This is a genomic window from Solilutibacter silvestris (genome assembly GCF_002895945.1).
Lineage (GTDB): Bacteria > Pseudomonadota > Gammaproteobacteria > Xanthomonadales > Xanthomonadaceae > Solilutibacter > Solilutibacter silvestris.
This window is the reverse complement of the sequence record NZ_NPZB01000001.1, coordinates 166618-188783: the sequence shown is the minus strand read 5'-3', so window position 1 is coordinate 188783 and position 22166 is coordinate 166618. Positions and strand designations below refer to the sequence as shown.

Sequence of the window (22166 nt, the reverse complement as noted above, 5' to 3'; positions counted from 1 at the left end):
CGTGAAGCTGATTGACGTCGTTCCGGTCGGCAACCTGCTCGGCGAAGGCGTGCAGTGGAATCCCGACGACGGCTGCCTGTGGTGGACCGACATCAGCAACAGCATGTTGCATCGCTGGCATCTCGACAGCCGCGTGCACAGCGTGTTCGCCACGCCCGAGCGCCTGTGCAGTTTCGCCTTCATCGAGGGGCAGTCGCGCTTGTTGTGCGCATTCGCCAGCGGCGTCGCCATGTTCGATCCGCATTCGGGCGCGATCACCTGGTTGCACCGATTGGAAACGCCAGGCAGCGGGCGTCGCTGCAACGATGGCCGCGTCGATCGCCAAGGCCGCTTCTGGGTCGGGACGATGGTCGAGGATGCCGCGCGTGCAGGCGCGTTCAGCGCCAGCCTGTATTGCATGGATCGCGATGGCGGCGTGCACGTGCGTGAACGAGAGATCGACATTGCCAACGGCCTGTGCTGGAGTCCCGATGGCGGGCGCATGTACTTCGCCGATTCGGCGCGCCGCACGATGTATGCGTATGACTTCGATGGCGACACCGGCGCGATCTCGGCGCGCCGCGAATTCGCCCGCCTGCCCGAGAGCGCGGAACCCGATGGTGCCTGCGTCGATGCGCAAGGCTGCGTGTGGAGCGCGCAATGGGGTGCTGGCCAAGTGGCTTGTTACGCACCCGATGGACGTATCCGTGCAACCATCGAAGTGCCGGCATCGCAACCGACTTGCGTGGCGTTCGCGGGCGCGTCGCTCGATCTGCTGTGCGTGACCTCTGCGCGCGCCGGACTGGATGCCGCGGCACTGGCGCGACAACCCGACGCCGGCCATTTGTTCATCTATCAGGCGACAACAACCGGTCTGGCAGAATGCCGGGTGCGCGCCGACTTCAACCCGATCCACGCAAAGATGGATTCATGACTCGCAAAGTTTCCAGCAACAATCTGACGCGGCGCCTGGTCGAGACGCTTGGCATCGCGATCGTCACCGGCGTGTACGGACCGGAGCGGCCATTTCCGACCGAGGCGCAACTGTGCATCGAGCTGGAAGCGAGCCGCAGCGTGTTGCGCGAAGCGGTGAAGATGCTCACCGCGAAGGGATTGCTGAGCGCGCGACCGCGCCGTGGCACCGTGGTCGAACCCGAGGGGCAATGGAACCTGCTCGATCCCGATGTGTTGCGCTGGATGCTGGAACGCAAGTTCTCGCTGGAAGTGCTGGCCGAATTCACCCAGATGCGGCTGGCGATCGAACCGCGCGCGGCGATGCTGGCCGCGCACCGTGCCGATCCGGAGGCATTGCAAGCCATCGAGCGCTCGCTCGTGCGCATGCGCGCGGCCGAACGTGGCGAGGACGACGCGCTCGAGTCCGATATCGCGTTCCATGTCGCGGTGTTGCTGGCGAGCGGCAATCGCTTGTATGCGCAGTTGCGTGATCTGGTCGCGACCGCGCTGCGTTTTTCGATCCCGCTGACCAACCGCGCCAAGGGCGTTGCGCTGGCGAACGTGGCCGATCATCGCCGCGTCTATGCCGCGATCGTGGCGGGTGATGGCGAACGCGCGCAGAAGGGCATGCACGCGTTGTTGCTCGAAGTCATGGAATTGATCGAAGCGCAGCCCGTGCCTGGCGCGCAGCGTCGGCGCAGGAAAGCATGACCACGCTGATCGGCGGCGATTGGGGCACGAGCAACTTGCGCCTGTTCCGTTTCGATGCGGGCGGCGCGGTGCTGGAGACACGCGAGGCGGCACGCGGCGTGCTCGCGGTGACGGATGGTGGATTCGAAGCCGAACTGGCGACGTTATTGGGCGACTGGCTGGACAGCGGCCGCGCACGCATCCTGCTGAGCGGCATGATCGGCAGCAGGCAAGGTTGGCGCGAGGCCCCGTACGTCGCGTGTCCGGCCGATGCCGCGGCGATCGCGCTGCAATCGCTGGCGGTGGCGAGCGCGCTCGGCGAGATCCGCATCCTGCCCGGCGTGCAGGTGGAACGCGGCGACGGTTGCCTCGACGTGATGCGCGGCGAGGAGACGCAGATTTTCGGAGTAACCATGCGCGATGGTGGAGCGCAGCTGGTGGTTACGCCGGGCACGCACAGCAAATGGGTGCGCGTCAAAGGCGGACGCATCGTCGATTTCGCCACCTACATGACCGGCGAGTTGTATGCGCTGCTGAAAACGCATTCGATCCTCGGGCGCCTGATCGAAGGCGATGCCCATGACGATGCTGCGTTCGCTGCCGGCGTCCAGCGCGCACTGGACGAGCCGGCATTGTCGAAGCTGCTGTTTTCAGCACGCAGTGAAGGCCTGTTCGGACGGATCGCGCCGACCGCGTTGTCGGCGTACCTGTCGGGACTGCTGGTTGGCGCCGAAGTGCAGGCGGCGTTGCGCGATGGCAGCGCAGGCCGCGTGACAGTGATCGCCACGCCGCAGCTGGCGCGGAACTATCTTGCGGCACTGGCGCTCGCCGGCATCGATGACGTCGAAGTGATGGATGGCGCGCAGGCATCCGCCGCGGGCCTGTGGCAGTTGGCGACAGCAATTCCGTGGGCGATGTGAGCACAGGCATGATGACGTGGAACGAAATCCTGGAACGGTTGCCGCTGGTCGCGATCCTGCGCGGCGTGCAGCCGGATGAAGCCGCCGCGGTGGCCGGAACCTTGTGCGATGCCGGCATCCTGTGCCTGGAAGTACCGCTCAATTCACCATCGCCGCTCGACAGCATCACGCGCATGCGCGCAGCGGTGGGTACGCGCGCACTGGTCGGCGCCGGCACCGTGCTCACCGTGGCCGATGTCGGTCGTGTGGCCGACGCTGGTGGCCAGCTGGTGGTCGCGCCGAATTGCGATGTCGATGTGATCGCCGCCGCCAAGCGCGCGGGCCTGATTGCATTGCCGGCCTTCCTGACGCCGAGCGAAGCATTTCGCGCGATCGCCGCCGGCGCCGATGCGTTGAAACTGTTTCCCGCCGAGGCTGCGGCCCCGAACGTGTTGAAAGCGATGAAGGCCGTGTTGCCGCGCGATGTTCCGGTGTTCCCGGTCGGCGGCATCGAGCCGGAGACGATGGCCGGATATCGCCGTGCGGGTGCTGCGGGATTCGGTATCGGTTCGTCGATCTACGCGCCGGGTCGTGCGCTCGCGGACATTCGCATTCGCGCAGCTGCGTTCGTCGAGGCCTGGCAACAGCGCTAATCGAAAGAACGCGTCGCTCGATCTTTCGTTATTCGAAGATATGAATGCGAGCGACATGCAAATCTTGCGAATTCATTCGCATATCCATGTTTCAGGCACTTGAATGTTGCGTTACTTTTTGGTTAGTGTTTGTATGATTTATATTACTTTTCATCCGGTACGGGCAATGCGGGTAGTCGGGCGGTGATGACTCCGCGTCCTTTCATCTTCATCAGGCAGGGAAGAAACATGAAAGCTTCAGATGCGACACGCAATCGGGGTCTACGCAAATCACTGCTCGCCATCGGCATGGTGCTCGCGCTGTCGGCGGGACACGAGGCCGCCGCACAATCGATCACCGGCGGCTTGTACGGCTCGGTGCCGGCAGGCAGCAAGACAAGTGTGGTGGTCGCCAGCCCGGACACCGGATACCGCCGCGAGGTGCAGCCCGATGCACAAGGCCGCTATCGCGCATCGGGCCTCAACCCTGGCCATTACGTGGTGACGGTGACGCAGGACGGGCAGGTCGTTGCCGCGCGCGATATCGTCGTCAAGCCCAACAGCGATACCGCCGTTGGTGCTGCAGGCACCACTGCAACGACGACCGCCGCCGCCGATGACAAGAACACCCTCGGCAAGGTGATCGTGACCGGCAAGGCCGCGACCAGCACCATCACGATCGATGTCACCACGCCGGAAATGTCGAGCATCTACAGTCGCGAACTCGTCAATGACCTGCCGTTGCCGGCGGGCGCTGGACCGGAAAGCATCGCCCTGTTGCGCTCGAACGTGCGCTATGACCGCCACGGTACCGGCCTCGTGCAGCTCGCCGGCGCGACGCCGGCTGAAAATCGCTACTACCTCAACGAATTCGATATCACCAACGACAAAACCTCGCTCGGTGCCCTCAGCCAGTTGCCGCGCGAAGCGATCGGCAGCACCGAGGTGCTCGCCGGCAGCTTCGGCGCATCGTGGACCAACGCGACCGGCGGCGTGATGTCGCAGACGATCCGCCAGGGCAGCAACGACTTCAAGGCCGGCTATTCGCTGTATTACACGCCGCCGACCTCCAGCACGCTGAGACCGCAACCGGTTGACTTCAAGGACGGCAATGGCAACTACGTCAGTTATGCCAGCCACAACCGCAGCGATGCCGCCGCGACGCACTACCTGTGGGCCTCCGGTGCAATTGTGAAGGACAAGCTGTTCGCCTTCGGCCTGTTCGGCGACACGCCGTCCTACCTGAGCTACAGCTACAGCCAGAGTCGCTATACGGAATCGAAGAACAAGAACAAGAGCATCCTGCTCAACCTGACATGGAATATCACCAGCGACCAGACCCTCAACCTGATCGCGTCGAACAAGCGCACCGGCAGCGCCAGCTGGAGCTACAAGCTCAACGGCAACTACACGACCAATGTCGGTGCGCTCAATTCGGTGTCGCAGCCGGCGCCAACGCAGGAACGCGCGCTGATCGCCAACTATCACTGGAACATCACCAGCGATCTCGAGCTGCGCCTGATGGGAGGGTTCCTCGGCCGGGTCCAGGATCGCGGCTACGGTTCCGACGACATTCCCTATGTCCAGACACTCACCGGCCAGTCGACGCTGACGAACATCGGCGTCCAGGACCGCCAGGTCAACTACCTGCCCACGGATTTCTGGCGACGTGGCTACAAGGCCGACCTGACCTGGCATTTTGGCAATCACAAGATCCGCTTCGGCGCCGAACACTACACGCACTTCGTGCAACAAGACTGGCATTCGCCATTCGCCGGCATCTACACTTACAAGAACACTGCCGCTTCATTCACCGCACCCAATGGCGCGACGGTCCCCGCCGGCAACTACGTGCAGTGGGATTTCAACCACCAGTTCGGCCAGATGTATTCGATCAACGAGGGCGCCTACCTCGAGGATTACTGGAGCGTCAGCGACAAGGTGGTGGTGTACGGCGGCCTGCGCTTCGATCGCTTCGAGAACCATGATGCGCGCAACGGGCCGCTGTTCTCGTTCCCGACGCTGTCGCCGCGCCTTGGCGTGGCTTGGGACGTGAAGGGCGATTCCAGCTTCAAGATCGGCGGCAATATCGGTCGCTACTCGCTGTCGATGCCGGCGGATTTTGCCTATGGCGTTGCCAGCGCGAACCTCTCAGAATCGAAGTGGTACACCTATACCGGCGTGGATCCGGCCACCAAGGCGCCGACCGGCCTGACCCAGCTCGGCCCGGACTATACCTATCCTGGTTCGAACGGCGTCCCGCCAAAGAACTACGAAGTCGCCACCACCAACCTCAAGGCGCCATCCGTATACGAGTTGCAGCTGTACGCGCAGAAGCGCCTCGGTGGCAGCTGGACGGGGCAGGTTGATTTCGGCTATTCGCAACTCAAGCGCGTGATCAACACCACCTGTTGGTCGAACGGCATCGACGTGAACTGGGCGAATTCGCATGGCTATCCGAATTACGTGGATGCGGGCAACTGCTTCGTGCTGAATCCGGGTGAGGACGTCAAGGTGCTCCGCGACTTCCGCGGTGATGGTGGCCTGGAATCGATGACGATTCCGGCGTCGGCGTTCGGCCTGCCCAAGCCCACGCACAAGTACTTCCACATCACCATGGACCTCAACCATGCGCGCACCACGGAGCAGCCGTGGTATCTCGGCCTGAGCTACACGTGGACGCGCTCGTTCGGCAACGACAACGGTTACCTGTCGCTGCAAAAAGACGGTGGCTATGCCGCAGGCTACATTGGACAGAACGATCAGTACTACATCCCCGACGTGACCTGGGGTTCGCGCGGCAATCTGCTGGATGACGTGCGCCACAAGATCACCGCTTCGGGTGTGTACTACTTCAGGAACGGCCTGCGCGTGGGCGCGGTGCTGAACGTGCAATCGGGCGAGCCGATCAGCTGCTACGGCCTCGATCCCGATCCGAACAGCAATTCGTACGTGTGGGGGGGCTATGGCCATTTCTGCGATGTCAACAGTCCCGGCAAGATCACCCCCGCCGGCACCAGCGGTCGCCTGCCGTGGCTGTGGCAGCTGGATGGCAGCCTCGGCTACGACCGCAACATCGGCCCGCACAACAAGTTCAGCATCGACCTGAGCGTGCAGAACATCACCAACTCGCGCATCCTCACCGACCGTGACAACGGTTACAGCGACAACATCAACGGCACGGTGACGCAGCTGAACAACTGGTACACCCCGAAGCAGTACCAGGCACCGCGCTCCACGTACCTGGTGTTCCGCTACGAATTCCGTTGATCGTTTGATCGATGGGTGAACGCGACCCGGCCGGAGCAATCCGGTCGGGTCTTTCATTTGGCACAATCGTGCCATGCGGCGAATGAATCGGAGAGATTGGATGCGCAATAAATCCAGGCGCTGGACTGTCGCGTCGATGCTGGTCGCGTTGCTTGTCGCCGCGCCCGTGCATGCGCGTGACGCCAACACGCATGCAGTCGATGGCGTTTCCCGCCATGCGTTCTCCAAACAGCGTGCCATACGCATCGATGCCGCGCTGCAACGCTATGTCGATGATGGCCGCCTCGCCGGTGCAGTGGCGCTCGTGCTGCAGGATGGCAAGCCCGTATACCAGCGCGCCGTCGGTTGGAGCGACAAGGAAGCCGGACGGCCGATGCGCGTCGATACCGTGTTCCGGATCGCCTCGCAAACCAAGGCCATCACCAGCACGGCCATTCTCATGCTCGCCGAGGAAGGCAAGCTCACCCTGAACGACGCGGTCAGTCGCACCATTCCTGCATTCGCCCACACCACTGTTATTGCCGCAGGCGATGCCGCACCGGTGCCGGCGAAGCGCGCGATCACCCTGCGCGACTTGCTGACGCATACCGCCGGAATTTCCTACGGAACCGACAAGCCGCTCGCCGAGATCTACAAGTCCAAGGGTTTCGGCACGGCGGCCGGCCATGGCTGGTACCTCGCCGACAAGGACGAAGGCATCTGCACCACGGTGGAACGGCTGGCGACCTTGCCCTTCGATGCGCAACCGGGCGAAAAATGGATCTATGGCTACAACACCGACATCCTCGGTTGCGTGGTGGAACGCGTGTCGGGCATGCCGCTGGATGCGTTCATCCGTTCGCGCATCACCGCTCCGTTGGGGATGAAGGACACGCAGTTCTATCTCGATCCGGCGCAACGGACGCGATTGGCGACGGTCTACGCCAGCAAGGATGGACGTGCCGTGCGCGCGCCCGATGGCAGCATGGGGCAGGGGGCGTACATCGACGGGCCGCGTCGCAGTTTCTCCGGCGGCGCCGGCCTGCTTTCGACCGCACATGATTACGCGCGCTTCCTGGAAATGATCCGTCGCGGAGGCACCCTTGGTGGCGTACGCATCCTGTCGCCGCGCAGCGTGCGGCTGATGACGACGAACCAGGTCAGCACGATCTATTCGAATGACGGAATGGGCTACGGCTATGGATTCGAGACCACCGATCGCTACGGCGCCAACGGCATGGACGGTGTCGGTGCATTCGGCTGGGGTGGTGCGTATGGCACGTCTTATCGCGTCGATCCGGAATCGCATCTGGTGCTGGTGTTGATGATCCAGCAACTCCCCAATGCGACCGACATCCATCCGGTGTTCTCGACACTGGTCTATCAGGCACTGGAGTGATGCGCGCACCGCGCTTCATCTTGCGGATGGCACAATCGCGCCTTGCCACGGTTGAAGCGGAGAAGGATGGATGCGCGGTGAATGCGGGCGCTGGAGTGTCGCCCTGGTGCTGGTCGCGCTGGTGGCCGGCTGCGATCGGGCGACGACAACCACGAGCGCCGAAACGGGCGATGACGGCGCGCAACGGCTCGGCGAAATCGCCACGCTGCGCCAACAACACGAGCGGCAGTCGGCGTGGTTGCAGTTGCCGGAAGCACAGCGCCAGCGCATCCGTGATGCGGCGACGGCTTTTGCCGCGCTGCCGGCGGCCGAGCAGACGCGGTTTCGCGGCGAGTTCGCGCAACTTGATCATTCCGAACAGCGCGGCTGGTTGCTGGGTCCGGATGCAGGTGCGCTGTGGCCGCAGTTGTCGCCGCTGTTTTCCTACGTGCCCGAAGACGAACGTGCGCCGCTGTTGGGCATCCTCCACGAAATGAATGCCGACGAATTGCAGGCGCTCGGGCGCATCGCCTGGCGCACGCCACCGGAGCAGCGCGATGCCCTGCGCAAGGAATTGATCGCGGCGTCACCCGCCAACCTGCCAGCCTGGTTGGCGAGCGCATCGCAGCGCTGAGCGCTATCTCATTTCAGGAACACCAGCAGCAACGCGAACAGCGCGCCGAAGCCGAGCAGGAACCAGTAGATCGAGCCGATGGTGAAGTACTTCACCAGGGTCAGCATCCAGCCCTGCTGGTACACGCGCTTTTGCGTCCACAGCAGGATCGTCATCATCGCCAGGATCACCAGCGTGATCATGGTGTTGACGGCGCCGGCGGTCAGCACGGCGCGGAGGGTCAACGAGAGCAGAAAGCACAGCAGGCTGCCGAGCAACAGGAAGGCATGGCTGTAGAGCGCGACCACCAGGTGTTCGAGGTAGGTCCACGGCGTGAACAGGTAGAGGATGCGCAACAGCAGCGCGAACACCGGGACCATGAAGAACAGGGCGGTCGGGATCGAGCCGACCCAGGCCTGGAACAGTGCGCTGCGATCACGCGCGAAGCGCTTGGCGTTTTTGGCACCGCGCTGCACGGCAGCGTTGAGTGCGTTGTTGGCGAATCCCGGCAGCCATGAGACCTGCACCGGTTTGGTGGTGACATTCCAGTCGCCACTGTTGTCGCTGTGGCTCTCCGGCACGTCCACCACGATCGTCGTGGGCGGCGGCACCGGCAATCCTTTCGCCTTGGCATCTTCAAGGTCATGGATGCGCGCGTTGGCCTGCGCCTGCACGGCATCGCGCGCGGCTGCCATCACCCCGGCAACGAAAGCCGGGTTGTCCTTGTCGGCGGCGCCCTTGTCGATGCCGGCCAGCGCCTTGTCGCGCAGCCGTTGCACGTCTTCCACCGTAGTCGCGGCGGCGATGCTGTCGGTGTCTTGGCCGTTGAAGCGCACCGCGCCAGTTTCCGAGTGGATGGCGAAGTGCGCGACGAAGAACGTCACCAGGCTGAGGATGACGAAGATGCGCAGCGGCGGGATGTAGCGCACGCGCTGGCCGGCCAGATAATTGTTGATGACGCGCCAGGGCAACAGCAGGTCGCGCAGGGTGCGGAAGATGCGCCCGTCGACGTGCCAGAACGACTCGAACACGTCCTCGAGGGCGTGGCGGAAACTCTTCAGCGGGTTGTGGCCGTGCTGGCCGCAGACATGGCAATACGATCCCTGCAGCGTGGTCTTGCAGTTCTCGCAATTGTCGGGATGCGGGCCGTCGTGCGACATGGTCGCGGTGATCGGTTCGATCGGATCCAGCGGTTTGGTCATCGGGACTCTCCGGGCGTGGCGCTAAGATACCGGGCCGCGCCGTGTACCGGCCATCCCTGCGCTCCATCCCGTGACACTTCGACCGACATCCTTCGCACAGGAGATGCGTACCAGCGCCTTGCTGGCGGCGCCGCTCACGCTCGGCCACCTGTCATCCGGGTTGATCGGCTTCGTCGATTCCGCCGTCGCCGGCCACTACGGCACCGATACGCTTGCCGGCGTCTCCGTCGGCAACGCGCTGTTCTGGCTGCCGATGCTGGTGCCGATGGGCACGCTGATGTCGTTGCCGCCGCGGGTGTCGGAACTCGATGGCGCGCGTCGCCATGACGAGATTGGCCCATTGTTCCGCCAGTCGTTGTGGCTGGCGCTGGTGCTGGGTGTGCTGATGTTCGGCTTCCTGTCACTCGCTGCGGGACTGTTGCCGTCGATGGGCATCGCGCCGGAAGTGCGGCCACATGCGCAGGCCTTCCTGCTGGCGATCCGCTGGGGCATTCCGGCGTTCACCTTCTATCTGTGCATGCGCTATCTCAGCGACGGCTTGCACTGGACCTTGCCGACCATGTTGCTCGGCTTCGGCGGCTTGCTGGTGCTGGCGCCGCTCGGTTACGCGATGGCGTTCGGTCGATTCGGATTCGCGCCGCGCGGCGCCGCCGGGCTCGGCATCGCCTCGGCGGTGATGATGTGGATGCAGGCGCTGGCGTTCGCCGGTTACCTGTGGTGGTCGCCGCGCTTCAAGCGATTTGCGTTGTTCGCGCATCTGGAAGCGCCGAACTGGATCGAGTTGCGGCGCCTGCTCGCGACCGGATTGCCGATCGGCGTCACCGTGGCGATGGAAGGCAGTCTCTTCATCGTCACTTCGTTGCTGATCGGTCGCCTCGGTGCGATACCGGCGGCGGCGCACCAGATCGCCATCAACGTCGCCAGCCTGTGCTTCATGATCCCGCTCGGTCTCGCCGAAGCCACCACCGTGCGTGTCGGCCATGCCCGCGGTCGTGCCGACGGCGCGGCGCTGAGGCGTGCCTTGCGCGCGAGTTATGCGCTGCTGCTGATCACCCAGACCGTAAGCGCGTTGGTGATGGTGTTCGGTCGCCACGTCATCGTCGGCGCCTACACGCAGGACGCAGCGGTCGCGGCACTGGCGGCGCAACTGCTGCTGTTCGCGGTGGCGTTCCAGTATCCCGATGGCGTGCAGGTGATTTCGGCCGGCGCGCTGCGCGGCATGCAGGACACGCGCATGCCGATGCTGCTGGCCGCGTTCGCCTATTGGGGTGTCGGCATGCCGGTCGGGGCTGGCCTCGGGCTCGGCCTTGGCTACGGTCCGCAAGGCATGTGGGCGGGGCTGATCGCGGGCCTGACCGTCGCAGCGATCCTGCTCGGCCGGCGGGCCTGGCGCAGCAGTCGACGCCTGGCCTGAACGTTTGCGATATCGGATGTTCAGGTTGTTTGTCCGGCCCTCAGGCGCAGCCTTCGGGCGCTCGGGCAACCGCAAACCAGTGGTTTGCAAGCGGTTGCCCTCACCCTGCTAGGCTGTCCGCATCCACCCCTGACTGTCCTTCGATGAACCAGCCCGTAGCGCGCCGCCCCAATCCCGTTTACACCTTTTTCAAGGGCGTCTGGGACGTCGCCAATTTCACCCGGCGCTTCGTCCTCAACATCGTGTTCTTCGCCTTGCTGTTCTTCGTCATCGGTGTGTTGTCGATGAGCGGGCGTTCGGCGATCACGCCGGTGCAGGCGCGGACCACGCTGGTGCTGGCGCCGGAAGGCAAGGTGATGGAGGAAGACGGGCGCGACGTGTTGACGCGCCTGATCGCCAACAGCAGCGAACAGGATCCGAGCCGCAAGGTGGTGCGCCTGCGCGACCTGATCGCGGTGATCGATGTGGCGACGAAGGACACGTCGATCGAGCGCGTCTTCCTCGATGTCGACAAACTGTATCCCTCCGGCATGGCCAGCACCCACGAGATCACCGCGGCGTTGCAGCGCCTGAAGGCGAGCGGCAAGCAGGTGATGGCGTTCTCCGAAGGGATGACGCAGGGCCAGTACCTGATCGCGGCGCAAGCCAACCAGGTCTATCTCGATCCCGATGGCCACGGCCTGCTGCTGGAAGGCTTGTCGAGCTATCGCCCGTACATGCGCGAAGGCCTGCAGGACAAGCTCGGCATCGACTTCAAGTTGTTCAAGGTCGGCGAATACAAGTCGGCGGCGGAACCGTTCGTGCGCGACAGCGCATCGCCGGAAGCCAAGGAGGCCGATATGTTCTGGATGAATGATCTGTGGCAGCGCTACATCGGCGACATCGCCACCGCGCGCAAGCTGACACCGGATGCGGTCAAGGCCGGTGTCGATGGCATCGCGCAAAACGTCGCCACGACGCAGGGTGATCTCGCCAAAGTCGCGCTCGACCAGAAGCTGGTCGATGGCCTGAAGACGCGCGCGCAGGTCGAGGACATGCTGGTGAAGCAGGGCGTGGCCGATGACGATGCCGACGGCGGTTTCCGCCAGATCGGTTACGGGCAATACCTGCGCAACCTGCGTACCGGCTTGCCGAAGGGCGACGGCAACCAGCAGGTGGCGATCGTGGTGGCCGAAGGCGAGATCGTGCCGGGCAAACAGGCCGGTGGCAGCGTCGGCGGCGAATCGACGGCGGAACTGCTGCGCGACGCACGCAAGGACGACATGGTGAAGGCGGTGGTGCTGCGGGTGGATTCGCCCGGCGGTGAAGTCTTCGCCTCGGAACAGATCCGTCGCGAAGTGCAGGCGTTGAAGGATGCCGGCAAGCCGGTGGTGGTGTCGATGGGCGATGTCGCCGCGTCAGGTGGCTACTGGATCAGCATGAACGCCGATCGCATCTACGCCGATCCGTCGACGATCACCGGATCGATCGGCATCTTCGGATTGATCCCGAATGCATCACGCGCACTCGGCAAGATCGGCGTGCACACCGATGGCGTCGGCACCACGCCGCTGGCCGGGGCGATGGACATCACCCGGCCGATGGACGCGGGCGTCGCCACCATCATCCAGTCGGTGATCGAGAAGGGTTATCGCGATTTCACCGGCAAGGTCGCGCTGGCGCGCAAGCAGCCGGTGCAGCAGATCGACGCGATCGCGCGCGGTCGCGTGTGGAGCGGCGCGCAGGCCAAGGAACGTGGCCTGGTCGATGACTTCGGCGGCTTGCAAGCGGCGATCGATTTTGCCGCCAGCCGCGCCAGGATCGCCAAGGATCAGGTGCGTATTCGCTACATCGAACGCAGCGGCGGCACGCTCGACCAGTTGTTGGCGGGCAATGTCGAATCGCGGATCGCCGAAGGCGTGCTGGCGCGTTCACCGCTGCTGCGCGGACTGGCCGCGGGCAGCGCCGATGCGCGCGTCGAACGCCAGTTGAACGATCTGCGCGAACAATTCATCCGCGTGCGTTCGCCGGTGCAGGCGATGGCGCACTGCTACTGCGGTTTCGATTCGTTGTAACGCCCAGGGGAAACGACATGCACAATCCGCGCTGGCGACTGGATGGACAGACCGCGCTGGTCACCGGCGGCAGCGCCGGTATTGGCTTGGCCATCGCGCGTGAATTGCTCGGGTTCGGCGCGGAGGTGATGCTGGCCGCGCGCGACAGCGACGCGCTCGAGCAAGTCGTCGCGGAGTTGCAGGAGGAGTTCCCCGATCGCGGCGTGTTCGCCTTCAACTGCGATGTCAGCGATGAAGAGGATCGCGGCGCGTTGATGGATTGGGTCGAGGACCAGGGCGGCCTGCACATCCTCGTCAACAACGCCGGCACCAATCGCAGCCGGCCCGCCGTTGAATACGGCGAGGACGAATGGCGGCAGATTTTCGAGACCAACCTGTTCGCCGCGTTCGAGCTGTCGCGACTGGCGCAGCCGTTGCTGGTGCAGCATGCGGCGTCGAGCATCATCAATGTCGGCAGCGTGTCCGGACTGACGCATGTGCGCAGCGGCGCGCCCTACGGCATGAGCAAGGCGGCGCTGCACCAGATGACGCGCAATCTCGCGGTGGAATGGGCGGAAGACGGCATCCGGGTGAATTCGGTGGCGCCGTGGTACATCCGCACGCGGCGCACGTCGGCGAAATTGTCCGATCCCGAATATCTCGACGACGTGTTGCAACGCACGCCGATGGGTCGTGTCGGCGATGCCGAGGAAGTCGCGGCGGCAGTGGCGTTCCTGTGCCTGCCGGCGGCAAGTTACATCACCGGCGAATGCATCGCGGTGGACGGCGGTTTCCTGCGCTACGGGTTCTGAGCCGTACACGCATGCTGCCGCTGTCATCCCGAACGTAGTGGGGGATCTGCTTCAACGCGTCGGTTGCGATGCCGATCGCGACATCGCATCGACGGCCGTCGCCATCGTTTCCGCCAACGACTCGCGCAGTTCCTCTGCCGTGCCGGGACGGATCTGCTCGATCGCCACGCTGACGCGCATGCTCGCCGGATCGGCGAGATCGCCTTGCACCGCGAACACCCGGCCGCCGTCGCTCGACGACACCACCGACACCGACTTGCCCGGCACGAAACCTTCCTTGCGTCCGGCATCCGCCAGCGCGAACGCGACGTCTTCCGCGCACACGCCGGCCGGCATGCGCGCGATCGCGGCAGCGGGAATGCGCGCGACCAGAGCCTGTGCCAGATCGATGTGACTGCGCTGCTCGGCCTGGCCATTGGCGCGCATCGGGCGATCGCCATGCACCCCGAGCTGCTTCAGGCGCTCTTCCAGTTCCGCGACCAGCGCATTGGTCTGCTCGCGACCCCAGCGACAACGCAGTCCGTCGCTATCGAGTTCGCCGGCGGGATGCGTCTTCGCCCAACCGAGGTAATGCAGGTACTGGTCGATCAGGAATTGCGTCTGCATCGCCGCGACGGCGCCGCTGCGACGGGATGGCGCCTGGCCATCGGTGATCTGCTGCAACGGCGTGTCGAGCTGGCGGTTCGCCTTCGCCATCAGGTCGCCGAGATGTTGGCGCGCGACCACGGTCAGCGGCAGGTCGCTGGCGCGCGGCAGCGCCGGGGCCGAGACCTGGGCGCTAAGGCGTTCGCTGCCGGGTTCGCGGACGATCCCGAGACTGAATTCGGGGATGGTCAGCCGCTCCAGTTCGACCACGGGTTCAGGCATTCGGATGGCGAGTTGTGTGCCGTTGGGCAAGTTCAATCTGTGATTTCTATCAAAGTTTCAGTGCTGGGTCAAACAGGCGCGGTCGACCACCCGTTGTGACTGGTCACGCTGGGTCGTGGCTCGTTCGACCAGATCCGGGTTGCCAAGTTCCAGCATCGCCTTGGCCTCGCGCAGCCGTTGCTGCCAGGTCGCGCACAGTTCCTGGTCGGCAATGCGTTCGCAGCGGTCGTGCTCCATTTCGCACTGCATGCGGCCATCGTGTTCAGGCACGTTCTGTGAACCGCTGATGTTCACCAGCGGCACTTCGCGACAACGTTCCGGCGGCGAGTCGGTGTCGTTGACGTAGCTGCCGCCGGAAGGCGTGTGGCAGCGATACAGCGGTGGCGGCGGCAACGGTGTGTCGTCGACTGCAGGAGATGGCGCAGCCGCAGCGGGTTGCGTCGGTGCTGCAGCGGCAGTCGACGCGGCCGGATCGCTTGTCGTCGCGATCGACGTTGGCAGCGGCGTGACCGGATCGATCGGTCGCGCGATCACGCTGCGTTCCTGATGCTGTCCGTGCGGGCAGGGCACGCTCTGGATGCTGAGCATGCCGTCGGCGGCGGTGCAGCGATAGATCACGGTGCTGTTGGGATCATTCGCGACAGTCTTCGCCTTGCGTTTCGCAGCGGGCTGGCCAGCGATTGCAGTTGCCGCGACGATCAGCGACACGCAGATGGCGATGGCGCTCGCCGATGTTTTCATCAGCCGCCGCATTCGTCGCGCAACCTCGCGTTGACGGAGGATTCCTGTGCATCCAGCCGCGCCTGTTCGCTCGGCTGCCGCAATACGTTGCCACGACGCAGATCGTCGCGCTGTTGCGTCAACGCAGCGCAGGCGCGTTCCTGTGGCATTGGCGCACAACTGTCGTGCACCCACATGCCGCCGCCATACGCGATGCCCGGATGCACCGGCCTGATCTGTCGCCCGCCCCCGACTTGAATGCTGGTGTGGCGGTCGTGGTAACTCACGCTTGCACCGCCGGAGAGCGGCACGATCGGCGGTACAAGGCCCCACGGTGGTGCGGCGATCCATGCCGGTTGCCAGCGCGCGTTGCCTTCGGCGCTTTCGCTGGTGTAGCTGCTGCCATCGGGCGCGCTGCATTCGTACAGCGGCCGTGGTTGACGCAACACGTAATGGACTTCGCGTACGGTATCGCGCGGCGCGGGTGTCGCCAGTGGTGTCGCCGTGCTGCGCGGTGGATCCTTCGGACGCAACATCTGGCGTTCCTGCTGGTGCTGGCTGGGCAGGCAGGGCGTGTCGCGCAGTTCGATCTGTCCGCGGGCATCGGTGCAGCGATAGACGGTGACATCGTTCTGCGCGGCCTGCGCGCAGGCACATGCACTCAGCAACAACAGGGCAATAGCGGGCAGCGCGCGCATGACGCCATCTTGCGCGCCTCGGCAGGCGTCAACAAGCGTTGAGTGCGTGTGCCGAGTCTACTGCGTGCCAGCCAGCATCGCCGCAATGCTCGCCGCGGCATCGCGACCTTCCTGCACCGCGGTCACCACCAGATCGGGGCCGCGCACGCAGTCGCCACCGGCGAATAATCGCGGATGGCTGGTCTGCCACTCGCGGCGTTCCGCGCCGGCCACCACCAGTCGCCCGTTCGACTGTGCCTGCACGCCGGCCTCGGCCAGCCATTCCGGCAATTCCGGCGCGAAGCCGAAGGCGATGATCACCACGTCGGCGGCGATCGTCGTTTCGCTGCCGGCGACGTTCACTGCCGCCCGACGTCCACGCGCATCCGCTGCGCCAAGTTCGGTGGTCACCACGCGAACTGCCGCGACCACGCCATCGCCGTTCGCTTCGATCGCCAGCGGCTGGCGATTGAACAGGAATTCCACCTGTTCCTCGCGGGCATTCGCGACTTCACGCGCGGAGCCGGGCATGCTGGCTTCATCGCGGCGATACACGCAGGTCACGCTGGCCGCGCCCAGCCGCACCGCAGAACGCACGCAGTCCATGCCGGTATCGCCGCCACCGAGTACGACCACGCGCTTGCCGGCAAGATCGGGCAGTTCCAATCCGTATTCCCAGCCTGCGATCGGATGCGATGCAGTGTCATCGGCAACGCGACGCCCGTTCTGCACCAGGAACGGCAGCGCCGGCATCACCCCGCGCAAATCCTGTCCCGTCAGTCCGCCATCGGTATAACGATAAGCGCCAAGGCCGAGGAAGACCGCGTCGAATTCTTCCAGCAACGTTTCCAGCGTGATGTCGCGACCGACTTCGACGCCAAGTTTGAAACGCACGCCCATGCCTTCGAGCAATTCGCGGCGTTGCGCGACCACGGATTTTTCCAGCTTGAAGGTGGGGATGCCGAATTGCAGCAGGCCGCCGATCTGTTCGTAACGGTCGAACACGGTCGCGGCGATGCCCTGGCGCACGAGGCGATCGGCGCAGGCGAGACCGGCGGGACCTGCACCGATGATCGCGACGCGCTTGCCGGTGTCCTGCACGCGCGACAGGTCGGGGCGCCAACCTTGCGCCAGCGCCGCCTCGACGATGTATTTCTCGACCGAGCCAATCGTCACCGCGCCGAAGCCGTCTTCGAGCGTGCACGCGCCTTCGCACAGGCGATCCTGCGGGCAGACGCGACCGCAGATTTCAGGCAACGGATTGGTTTCGTGGCACAGCTCGACCGCTTCGATGATGCGGCCTTCCTCCACCAGCCGCAGCCAGCGCGGGATGTGGTTGTGCACCGGGCAGGCGTTCTGGCAATACGGATTGCCGCAGTCGAGGCAACGCCCCGCCTGTTGTTTCACCGATGGCGAATTGAATTGCCCGTACAACTCGCTCCAGTCGCCTTGCAGGCGCAGTTGCAGCGGCTGCTTGTCGGGCATCTGTCGCGGTGCATCGAGGAACTGGAACGGCAGCTTCTTGCTCATGCCGCGCGCCTCAGTTCGTCGGCCAGTGCGTCGATGTCCGCGGCCTTGGGCTTGGCCAGCCAGAACTTGCCGATGTGATCGCGGAAGTGATCGAGGATATGCGCGCTCCATGCGCTGCCGGTCAGTCGCGCATGCGTTTCGATCAGTTCGCGCAGGTGCTGGCGGTAGATGTCGAAGTGTTCCGAGGTGATGCGCTGGATATCGATCAGCTCGTGGTTGTAGCGGTCGACGAAATCGCGCTCGCGATCGAGCACGTAGGCAATCCCGCCGGTGAAGCCGGCGCCGAAATTCAATCCGACATCGCCCAGTACCACCACGGTGCCGCCGGTCATGTATTCGCAGCAATGGTCGCCTGCGCCTTCAACCACCGCGGTGGCGCCGGAATTGCGCACGGCGAAACGCTCGCCGGCGCGACCCGCTGCGTAGAGTTCGCCGCCGGTGGCACCGTACAAACAGGTGTTGCCGAGAATCGGCGTGACTTCGCTGGCGAACCGGCTGCCCGCTGCCGGATGCAACACGATGCGTCCTCCCGCCATGCCCTTGCCGACGTAATCGTTGGCGTCGCCGCTGAGTTCGATGTTCAATCCGCCGGCGTTGAATGCACCGAGGCTCTGCCCGGCATTGCCATGCAGATGCAGGGTGATGGGGTGGTCGCTCATCCCGGTGTTGCCGTGATGCTGTGCAATCACTCCCGACAATCGCGTGCCGATGCTGCGATCGGTGTTGTGGATGGCATGGCTCGTTTCGCCGCCGGTTCCGCGCGCGATGACGTCCGCGAGTTCGCGTTCGAGCGTCGCCGCGAGGCCGTTCGGTGGCGCCTGCAATGCCGGTGAACCGCAATAACTGGCGGGCAGGTCGGGATCGCTGCGCAACAACGCCGACAGATCGATGTCGACGTCGTCGCGGGTGTGGCGCAGATGCTGTTCCAGCAGATCGCTGCGGCCGACGAGCTCGCCGAGCGAACGCGCACCGAGCGCGGCGAGATGTTCGCGCACGTCCTCGGCGACATTGCGGAAGAACGTTTCCGCGCGTTCCGGCAAGCCCTTGAAGTGTTGTTCGCGCAGTCGCGCATCCTGCGTCGCGACGCCGGTGGCGCAATTGTTGAGGTGGCAGATGCGCAGGTATTTGCAGCCCAGCGCGATCATCGGCGCGGTGCCGAAGCCGAAACTGTCGGCGCCGAGCAATGCCGCCTTGATCACGTCGAGCCCTGTCTTCAGGCCGCCATCGGTCTGAAGCAACACCTTGTCGCGCAGGTCATTGCCCTGCAGCGCCTGGCGTGCTTCCGACAGGCCGAGTTCCCACGGCACGCCGGCGTAGCGGATCGATCCGATCGGACTGGCGCCGGTGCCGCCATCGTGACCGGAAATGGTGATGAGATCGGCGCCGGCCTTGACCACGCCCGCAGCGATCGTGCCGACGCCGGCATGGCTGACCAGCTTGACCGAAATCAATGCGCGCGGATTGATCTGGCGCAGATCGAAGATCAGTTGCGCGAGATCCTCGATCGAATAGATGTCGTGGTGCGGCGGTGGCGAGATCAAGCCGATGCCGGGTTTGGCGTAACGCAGTCGCGCGATCAGCGGATTGACCTTGCTGCCCGGCAGCTGGCCGCCTTCGCCGGGCTTGGCGCCCTGCGCGAGCTTGATCTGCAGCACCTCGGCGTTGATCAGGTATTCCGGCGTGACGCCGAAACGACCGGAGGCGATCTGCTTGATCTTGCTGCGGCGTTCGTCGTGGTAGCGCGCGGGATCTTCGCCACCTTCGCCGGAATTGCTGCGTGCGCCGAGACGATTCATCGCGATCGCCAATGCTTCGTGCGCTTCCGGCGACAACGCGCCGAGGCTCATGCCGGCGCTGTCGAAGCGACGGATGATCGCCGCGGCCGGTTCAACCTCATCCAGTGGCACTGGCGGGCCGAGTGGGCGCGCACGCAACAGGTCGCGCAATGCCGCAGGCGGGCGCTGGTCGACCAGGTTCGAATACTGTTTCCAGTCGTCGCGATCGCCGGTCAGCACCGCGTGTTGCAACGACTGCACCACGTCCGGGTTGTACTGGTGGTACTCGCCGCCATGCACGTAACGCAACAGGCCGCCGGCTTCCGGCAACGCGTTGAGGTTCCAGCCTTGTTCCGCCAGCGCGCGCGCATCGGCTTCGAGTCGCGCGTAACCGGCGCCGCCGATCCGCGATGGCATGCCGGCGAAACAACGCGCGACGATATCCTTATCCAGCCCGACGATTTCGAACAGCTGAGCACCGCGATAGCTGGCAATGGTGCCGATGCCCATCTTCGACAGGATTTTCAGCAATCCTTTTTTCACGCCGCGACGATAACTGCGTCCGACCTGCAGCGGTTCGCCGTTGGTCTTGCCGCCGAGGATGCCGCGTCGCGCCAGTGCGTGCAGGGTCTGGTAGGCGAGATAGGGATACACCGCCGTCGCGCCGCAGCCGACCAGGCAGGCGAAATGATGCGGATCGCGCGCTGTGCCCGTCTCGACGATGATGTTGCTGATGCAACGCAAGTCGGTGCGCACCAGATGCTGGTGCACGGCGCCGGTTGCGAGCAGCGCGTGGACCGCGGCGCAATCGCGCAGCGGGCGGCGGTCACTGAGGATCAGCAGTTCGATGCCGGAACGCGCGGCGTCCTCGGCTTCCTGGCAAATCCGCACCAGCGCCTGTTCCAGCGATGTGTTGGCATCGAAATACAAATCGATGTAACGATGCGATGCGGCGAAGCGCGGCAACGACAGCAACTGGTGCAGCTTGCGCTGCGACAGTACTGGCGAATTCAGCAGGACGTGGTTGACATTCTCGGCCTTGTCCTCGAACAGATTGCCTTCGCGGCCGATCTGCGTGGCCAGGCTCATCACGCTGCCTTCGCGCAACGGATCGATCGACGGGTTGGTGACCTGCGCGAATGCCTGGCGGAAACAGTCGTACAACGGCCGGATGCGCTGGCTGATCGCCGCCATCGGCACGTCGTCGCCCATCGATCCGATCGCTTCCTGCTCGGTTTCGGCGAGCGGGCGCAGCACCTGTTCCTGCTCTTCAAGACTGAGCTGGAACAACCGCTGGAAGCCGAGCAATGTCTCGGTGTCGAACGGTGCATCGGTGAGCGCCGGATCGATCAGCTCGGTATGCAGGTAGGACATGCCCTGGCGCAACCATTGCTTGTACGGCGCGCGGGCACGGTTGATCGCGTCGATGGCCTGGGTATCGAGCAGTCGACCACGCACGAGATCGACCGCGATCATTTCGCCCGGGCCGAGCTTGCCCTTGGCTTCGACATCCTCTGCCGGCAACTCCCACACGCCGGTTTCCGAGGCGATCATGAACACGCCATCGCGCGACAAGGTCCAGCGCGCCGGGCGCAGGCCATTGCGATCGAGCGAGCACGCGGCGTGGCGACCATCGCACATGACGATGCCGGCGGGACCGTCCCACGGTTCGGAATTGATCGCATAGTACTCGTAGAACGCGACAAGGTCGGCGTCCTTGTATTCCAGCGATTGCAGCGCCGGCGGAATCAGGATGCGCATCGCCTGCAGCAGGTCCATGCCGCCGAGCTGAAGCCACTCCAGTGCGTTGTCGAGGCTCTGCGAATCGGAGCCATCGATGGACACGCTGCGATCGAATTCGCTGACGTCGAGCAACGGCGACTTCCACACGCTGCGACGCGCCTGCGCCCATGCGCGATTGCCGGCGATGCTGTTGATCTCGCCGTTGTGGGCGAGGCGCCGGAATGGCTGCGCCAGCGGCCAGCGCGGTTGCGTGTTGGTGGAGAAGCGCTGGTGGAACACCACCGCGCGCGCGCTGATCGCGGAGTGGGCGAGATCGGGGAACAGCGTGCGCAGATGTTCCGGCAACACCATGCCCTTGTAGCCGAGCAATTTCGCCGAGAGTCCGATGACATGGAAATCGGCGACCGCGCGCAACGATTCTTCGGCACGGCGACGGGCGAGATACAACTTGCGCTCGAAGGCATCAGCATCATCGCCGTGATCGACGACGAACACTTGCTCGATGCGCGGCATCGTTGCGCGTGCCAATGCGCCGCAGACGCGATCATCGGTGGGAACGACGCGCCAGCCGGCGACGGTGAGTCCAGCGTTCTGCAGTTCGCGTGTCAGGGTGTCGCGACAGCGCGCGGCATCTGCGTCATCGCGTGGCAGGAAAACGTTGCCCGCAGCGACAGGTGCATCCCCGAGCGCTATGCCGGCGTCTTGCGCCAGCGCGCGGACGAAATCGTCGCAACCATGCAGCAGCACGCCGCAGCCATCACCGGTCAGTCCGTCGGCGGCAACGCCACCACGATGCTCCATCCGCGACAACGCTTCCAGCGCCGTATCGACAATCGCGCGTGAACCCGGTCCGGCGACGTCGGCGATCAGGCCGAAACCGCAACTGTCGTGTTCGATGGCGGGGTCATGGAGACCACCAGCCAGTGGATCGCGCTGGTCGTCCATTCTGGGCTCGTCGTGTCGAAGTGGCGAGGCGACGACGACTCAGCGTAGCGCCTC

Annotated in this window: 16 protein-coding genes; 10 read left to right on the top strand and 6 right to left on the bottom strand. The window is 64.6% G+C overall.

Going from position 1 to position 22166, the window contains the following annotated elements; genetic code table 11:
• Position 1 precedes the first annotated feature (1 nt).
• From Lysil_RS00890 to Lysil_RS00860, 7 genes are all read left to right on the top strand, one after another.
• The gene (locus Lysil_RS00890) at positions 2-913 is read left to right on the top strand and encodes an SMP-30/gluconolactonase/LRE family protein (protein ID WP_103073711.1); all 912 of its coding nucleotides are present in this window, start codon (positions 2-4) and stop codon (positions 911-913) included.
• Positions 910-1644 carry a FadR/GntR family transcriptional regulator gene (locus Lysil_RS00885; RefSeq protein WP_103073710.1) on the top strand — a complete coding sequence of 245 codons (735 nt, stop codon included), beginning with the start codon at positions 910-912 and terminating at the stop codon, positions 1642-1644. The genes Lysil_RS00890 and Lysil_RS00885 overlap by 4 nt, the downstream gene beginning before the upstream one ends.
• Positions 1641-2543, top strand: a complete 903-nt coding sequence (locus Lysil_RS00880; RefSeq protein ID WP_103073709.1) for a 2-dehydro-3-deoxygalactonokinase — start codon at positions 1641-1643, stop codon at positions 2541-2543. Before Lysil_RS00885 ends, Lysil_RS00880 begins: the two co-directional genes overlap by 4 nt.
• An 11-nt stretch (positions 2544-2554) precedes the next feature.
• Complete coding sequence (locus Lysil_RS00875; protein ID WP_240599989.1) at positions 2555-3175, top strand: 2-dehydro-3-deoxy-6-phosphogalactonate aldolase; 621 nt, start codon at positions 2555-2557, stop codon at positions 3173-3175.
• A 228-nt stretch (positions 3176-3403) separates the two neighbouring features.
• Positions 3404-6424 (top strand): TonB-dependent receptor, encoded by a 3021-nt coding sequence (locus Lysil_RS00870; RefSeq protein WP_129588326.1) that lies wholly within the window; start codon positions 3404-3406, stop codon positions 6422-6424.
• 100 nt (positions 6425-6524) lie between these two features.
• Entirely contained in the window at positions 6525-7802 is a 1278-nt protein-coding gene (locus tag Lysil_RS00865) for a serine hydrolase domain-containing protein (RefSeq protein WP_165782330.1), read from the top strand.
• 70 nt (positions 7803-7872) lie between these two features.
• Positions 7873-8415 carry a hypothetical protein gene (locus tag Lysil_RS00860; protein ID WP_103073706.1) on the top strand — a complete coding sequence of 181 codons (543 nt, stop codon included), beginning with the start codon at positions 7873-7875 and terminating at the stop codon, positions 8413-8415.
• An 8-nt stretch (positions 8416-8423) separates the two neighbouring features.
• Here Lysil_RS00860 and Lysil_RS13610 read toward each other — a convergent pair whose 3' ends face one another.
• The gene (locus Lysil_RS13610; RefSeq protein WP_103073705.1) at positions 8424-9596 is read right to left on the bottom strand and encodes a DUF3667 domain-containing protein; all 1173 of its coding nucleotides are present in this window, start codon (positions 9594-9596) and stop codon (positions 8424-8426) included.
• A 103-nt stretch (positions 9597-9699) separates the two neighbouring features.
• Here Lysil_RS13610 and Lysil_RS00850 point away from each other — a divergent pair, with 103 nt between their 5' ends.
• The 3 genes from Lysil_RS00850 to Lysil_RS00840 all read left to right on the top strand — a co-directional run bounded on the left by Lysil_RS00850 (position 9700) and on the right by Lysil_RS00840 (position 13855).
• The gene (locus Lysil_RS00850) at positions 9700-11010 is read left to right on the top strand and encodes an MATE family efflux transporter (protein ID WP_103073704.1); all 1311 of its coding nucleotides are present in this window, start codon (positions 9700-9702) and stop codon (positions 11008-11010) included.
• Positions 11011-11153: 143 nt separating this feature from the next.
• Positions 11154-13064 carry a signal peptide peptidase SppA gene (sppA, locus tag Lysil_RS00845; RefSeq protein ID WP_103073703.1) on the top strand — a complete coding sequence of 637 codons (1911 nt, stop codon included), beginning with the start codon at positions 11154-11156 and terminating at the stop codon, positions 13062-13064.
• A 17-nt stretch (positions 13065-13081) separates the two neighbouring features.
• Entirely contained in the window at positions 13082-13855 is a 774-nt protein-coding gene (locus Lysil_RS00840) for an SDR family oxidoreductase (RefSeq protein WP_103073702.1), read from the top strand.
• A 51-nt stretch (positions 13856-13906) separates the two neighbouring features.
• On the opposite strand, the gene Lysil_RS00835 is transcribed toward Lysil_RS00840, so the two are convergent.
• The 5 genes from Lysil_RS00835 to gltB are packed head-to-tail and all read right to left on the bottom strand — an operon-like array spanning position 13907 to position 22112.
• The gene (locus tag Lysil_RS00835) at positions 13907-14722 is read right to left on the bottom strand and encodes an XVIPCD domain-containing protein (protein WP_103073701.1); all 816 of its coding nucleotides are present in this window, start codon (positions 14720-14722) and stop codon (positions 13907-13909) included.
• A gap of 57 nt (positions 14723-14779) precedes the next feature.
• Positions 14780-15463 (bottom strand): hypothetical protein, encoded by a 684-nt coding sequence (locus Lysil_RS00830; protein WP_129588325.1) that lies wholly within the window; start codon positions 15461-15463, stop codon positions 14780-14782.
• Positions 15463-16140, bottom strand: a complete 678-nt coding sequence (locus tag Lysil_RS00825) for a DUF4124 domain-containing protein (protein ID WP_103073699.1) — start codon at positions 16138-16140, stop codon at positions 15463-15465. The genes Lysil_RS00830 and Lysil_RS00825 overlap by 1 nt, the downstream gene beginning before the upstream one ends.
• 57 nt (positions 16141-16197) lie before the next feature.
• The gene (locus Lysil_RS00820) at positions 16198-17649 is read right to left on the bottom strand and encodes an FAD-dependent oxidoreductase (protein ID WP_103073698.1); all 1452 of its coding nucleotides are present in this window, start codon (positions 17647-17649) and stop codon (positions 16198-16200) included.
• Complete coding sequence (gene gltB, locus Lysil_RS00815) at positions 17646-22112, bottom strand: glutamate synthase large subunit (protein ID WP_103073697.1); 4467 nt, start codon at positions 22110-22112, stop codon at positions 17646-17648. Before gltB ends, Lysil_RS00820 begins: the two co-directional genes overlap by 4 nt.
• Positions 22113-22166: the final 54 nt, after the last annotated feature.

What these genes read in the sequence shown, in the direction of transcription:
- Lysil_RS00885 (WP_103073710.1), top strand. Translation starts at nt 910, where the DNA reads ATGACTCGCAAAGTTTCCAGCAACAATCTGACGCGGCGCCTGGTCGAG.
- Lysil_RS00880 (WP_103073709.1), top strand. Translation starts at nt 1,641, where the DNA reads ATGACCACGCTGATCGGCGGCGATTGGGGCACGAGCAACTTGCGCCTG.
- Lysil_RS00875 (WP_240599989.1), top strand. Translation starts at nt 2,555, where the DNA reads ATGACGTGGAACGAAATCCTGGAACGGTTGCCGCTGGTCGCGATCCTG.
- Lysil_RS00870 (WP_129588326.1), top strand. Translation starts at nt 3,404, where the DNA reads ATGAAAGCTTCAGATGCGACACGCAATCGGGGTCTACGCAAATCACTG.
- Lysil_RS00865 (WP_165782330.1), top strand. Translation starts at nt 6,525, where the DNA reads ATGCGCAATAAATCCAGGCGCTGGACTGTCGCGTCGATGCTGGTCGCG.
- Lysil_RS00860 (WP_103073706.1), top strand. Translation starts at nt 7,873, where the DNA reads ATGCGCGGTGAATGCGGGCGCTGGAGTGTCGCCCTGGTGCTGGTCGCG.
- Lysil_RS13610 (WP_103073705.1), bottom strand. Translation starts at nt 9,596, where the DNA reads ATGACCAAACCGCTGGATCCGATCGAACCGATCACCGCGACCATGTCG.
- Lysil_RS00850 (WP_103073704.1), top strand. Translation starts at nt 9,700, where the DNA reads ATGCGTACCAGCGCCTTGCTGGCGGCGCCGCTCACGCTCGGCCACCTG.
- sppA (WP_103073703.1), top strand. Translation starts at nt 11,154, where the DNA reads ATGAACCAGCCCGTAGCGCGCCGCCCCAATCCCGTTTACACCTTTTTC.
- Lysil_RS00840 (WP_103073702.1), top strand. Translation starts at nt 13,082, where the DNA reads ATGCACAATCCGCGCTGGCGACTGGATGGACAGACCGCGCTGGTCACC.
- Lysil_RS00835 (WP_103073701.1), bottom strand. Translation starts at nt 14,722, where the DNA reads ATGCCTGAACCCGTGGTCGAACTGGAGCGGCTGACCATCCCCGAATTC.
- Lysil_RS00830 (WP_129588325.1), bottom strand. Translation starts at nt 15,463, where the DNA reads ATGAAAACATCGGCGAGCGCCATCGCCATCTGCGTGTCGCTGATCGTC.
- Lysil_RS00825 (WP_103073699.1), bottom strand. Translation starts at nt 16,140, where the DNA reads ATGCGCGCGCTGCCCGCTATTGCCCTGTTGTTGCTGAGTGCATGTGCC.
- Lysil_RS00820 (WP_103073698.1), bottom strand. Translation starts at nt 17,649, where the DNA reads ATGAGCAAGAAGCTGCCGTTCCAGTTCCTCGATGCACCGCGACAGATG.
- gltB (WP_103073697.1), bottom strand. Translation starts at nt 22,112, where the DNA reads ATGGACGACCAGCGCGATCCACTGGCTGGTGGTCTCCATGACCCCGCC.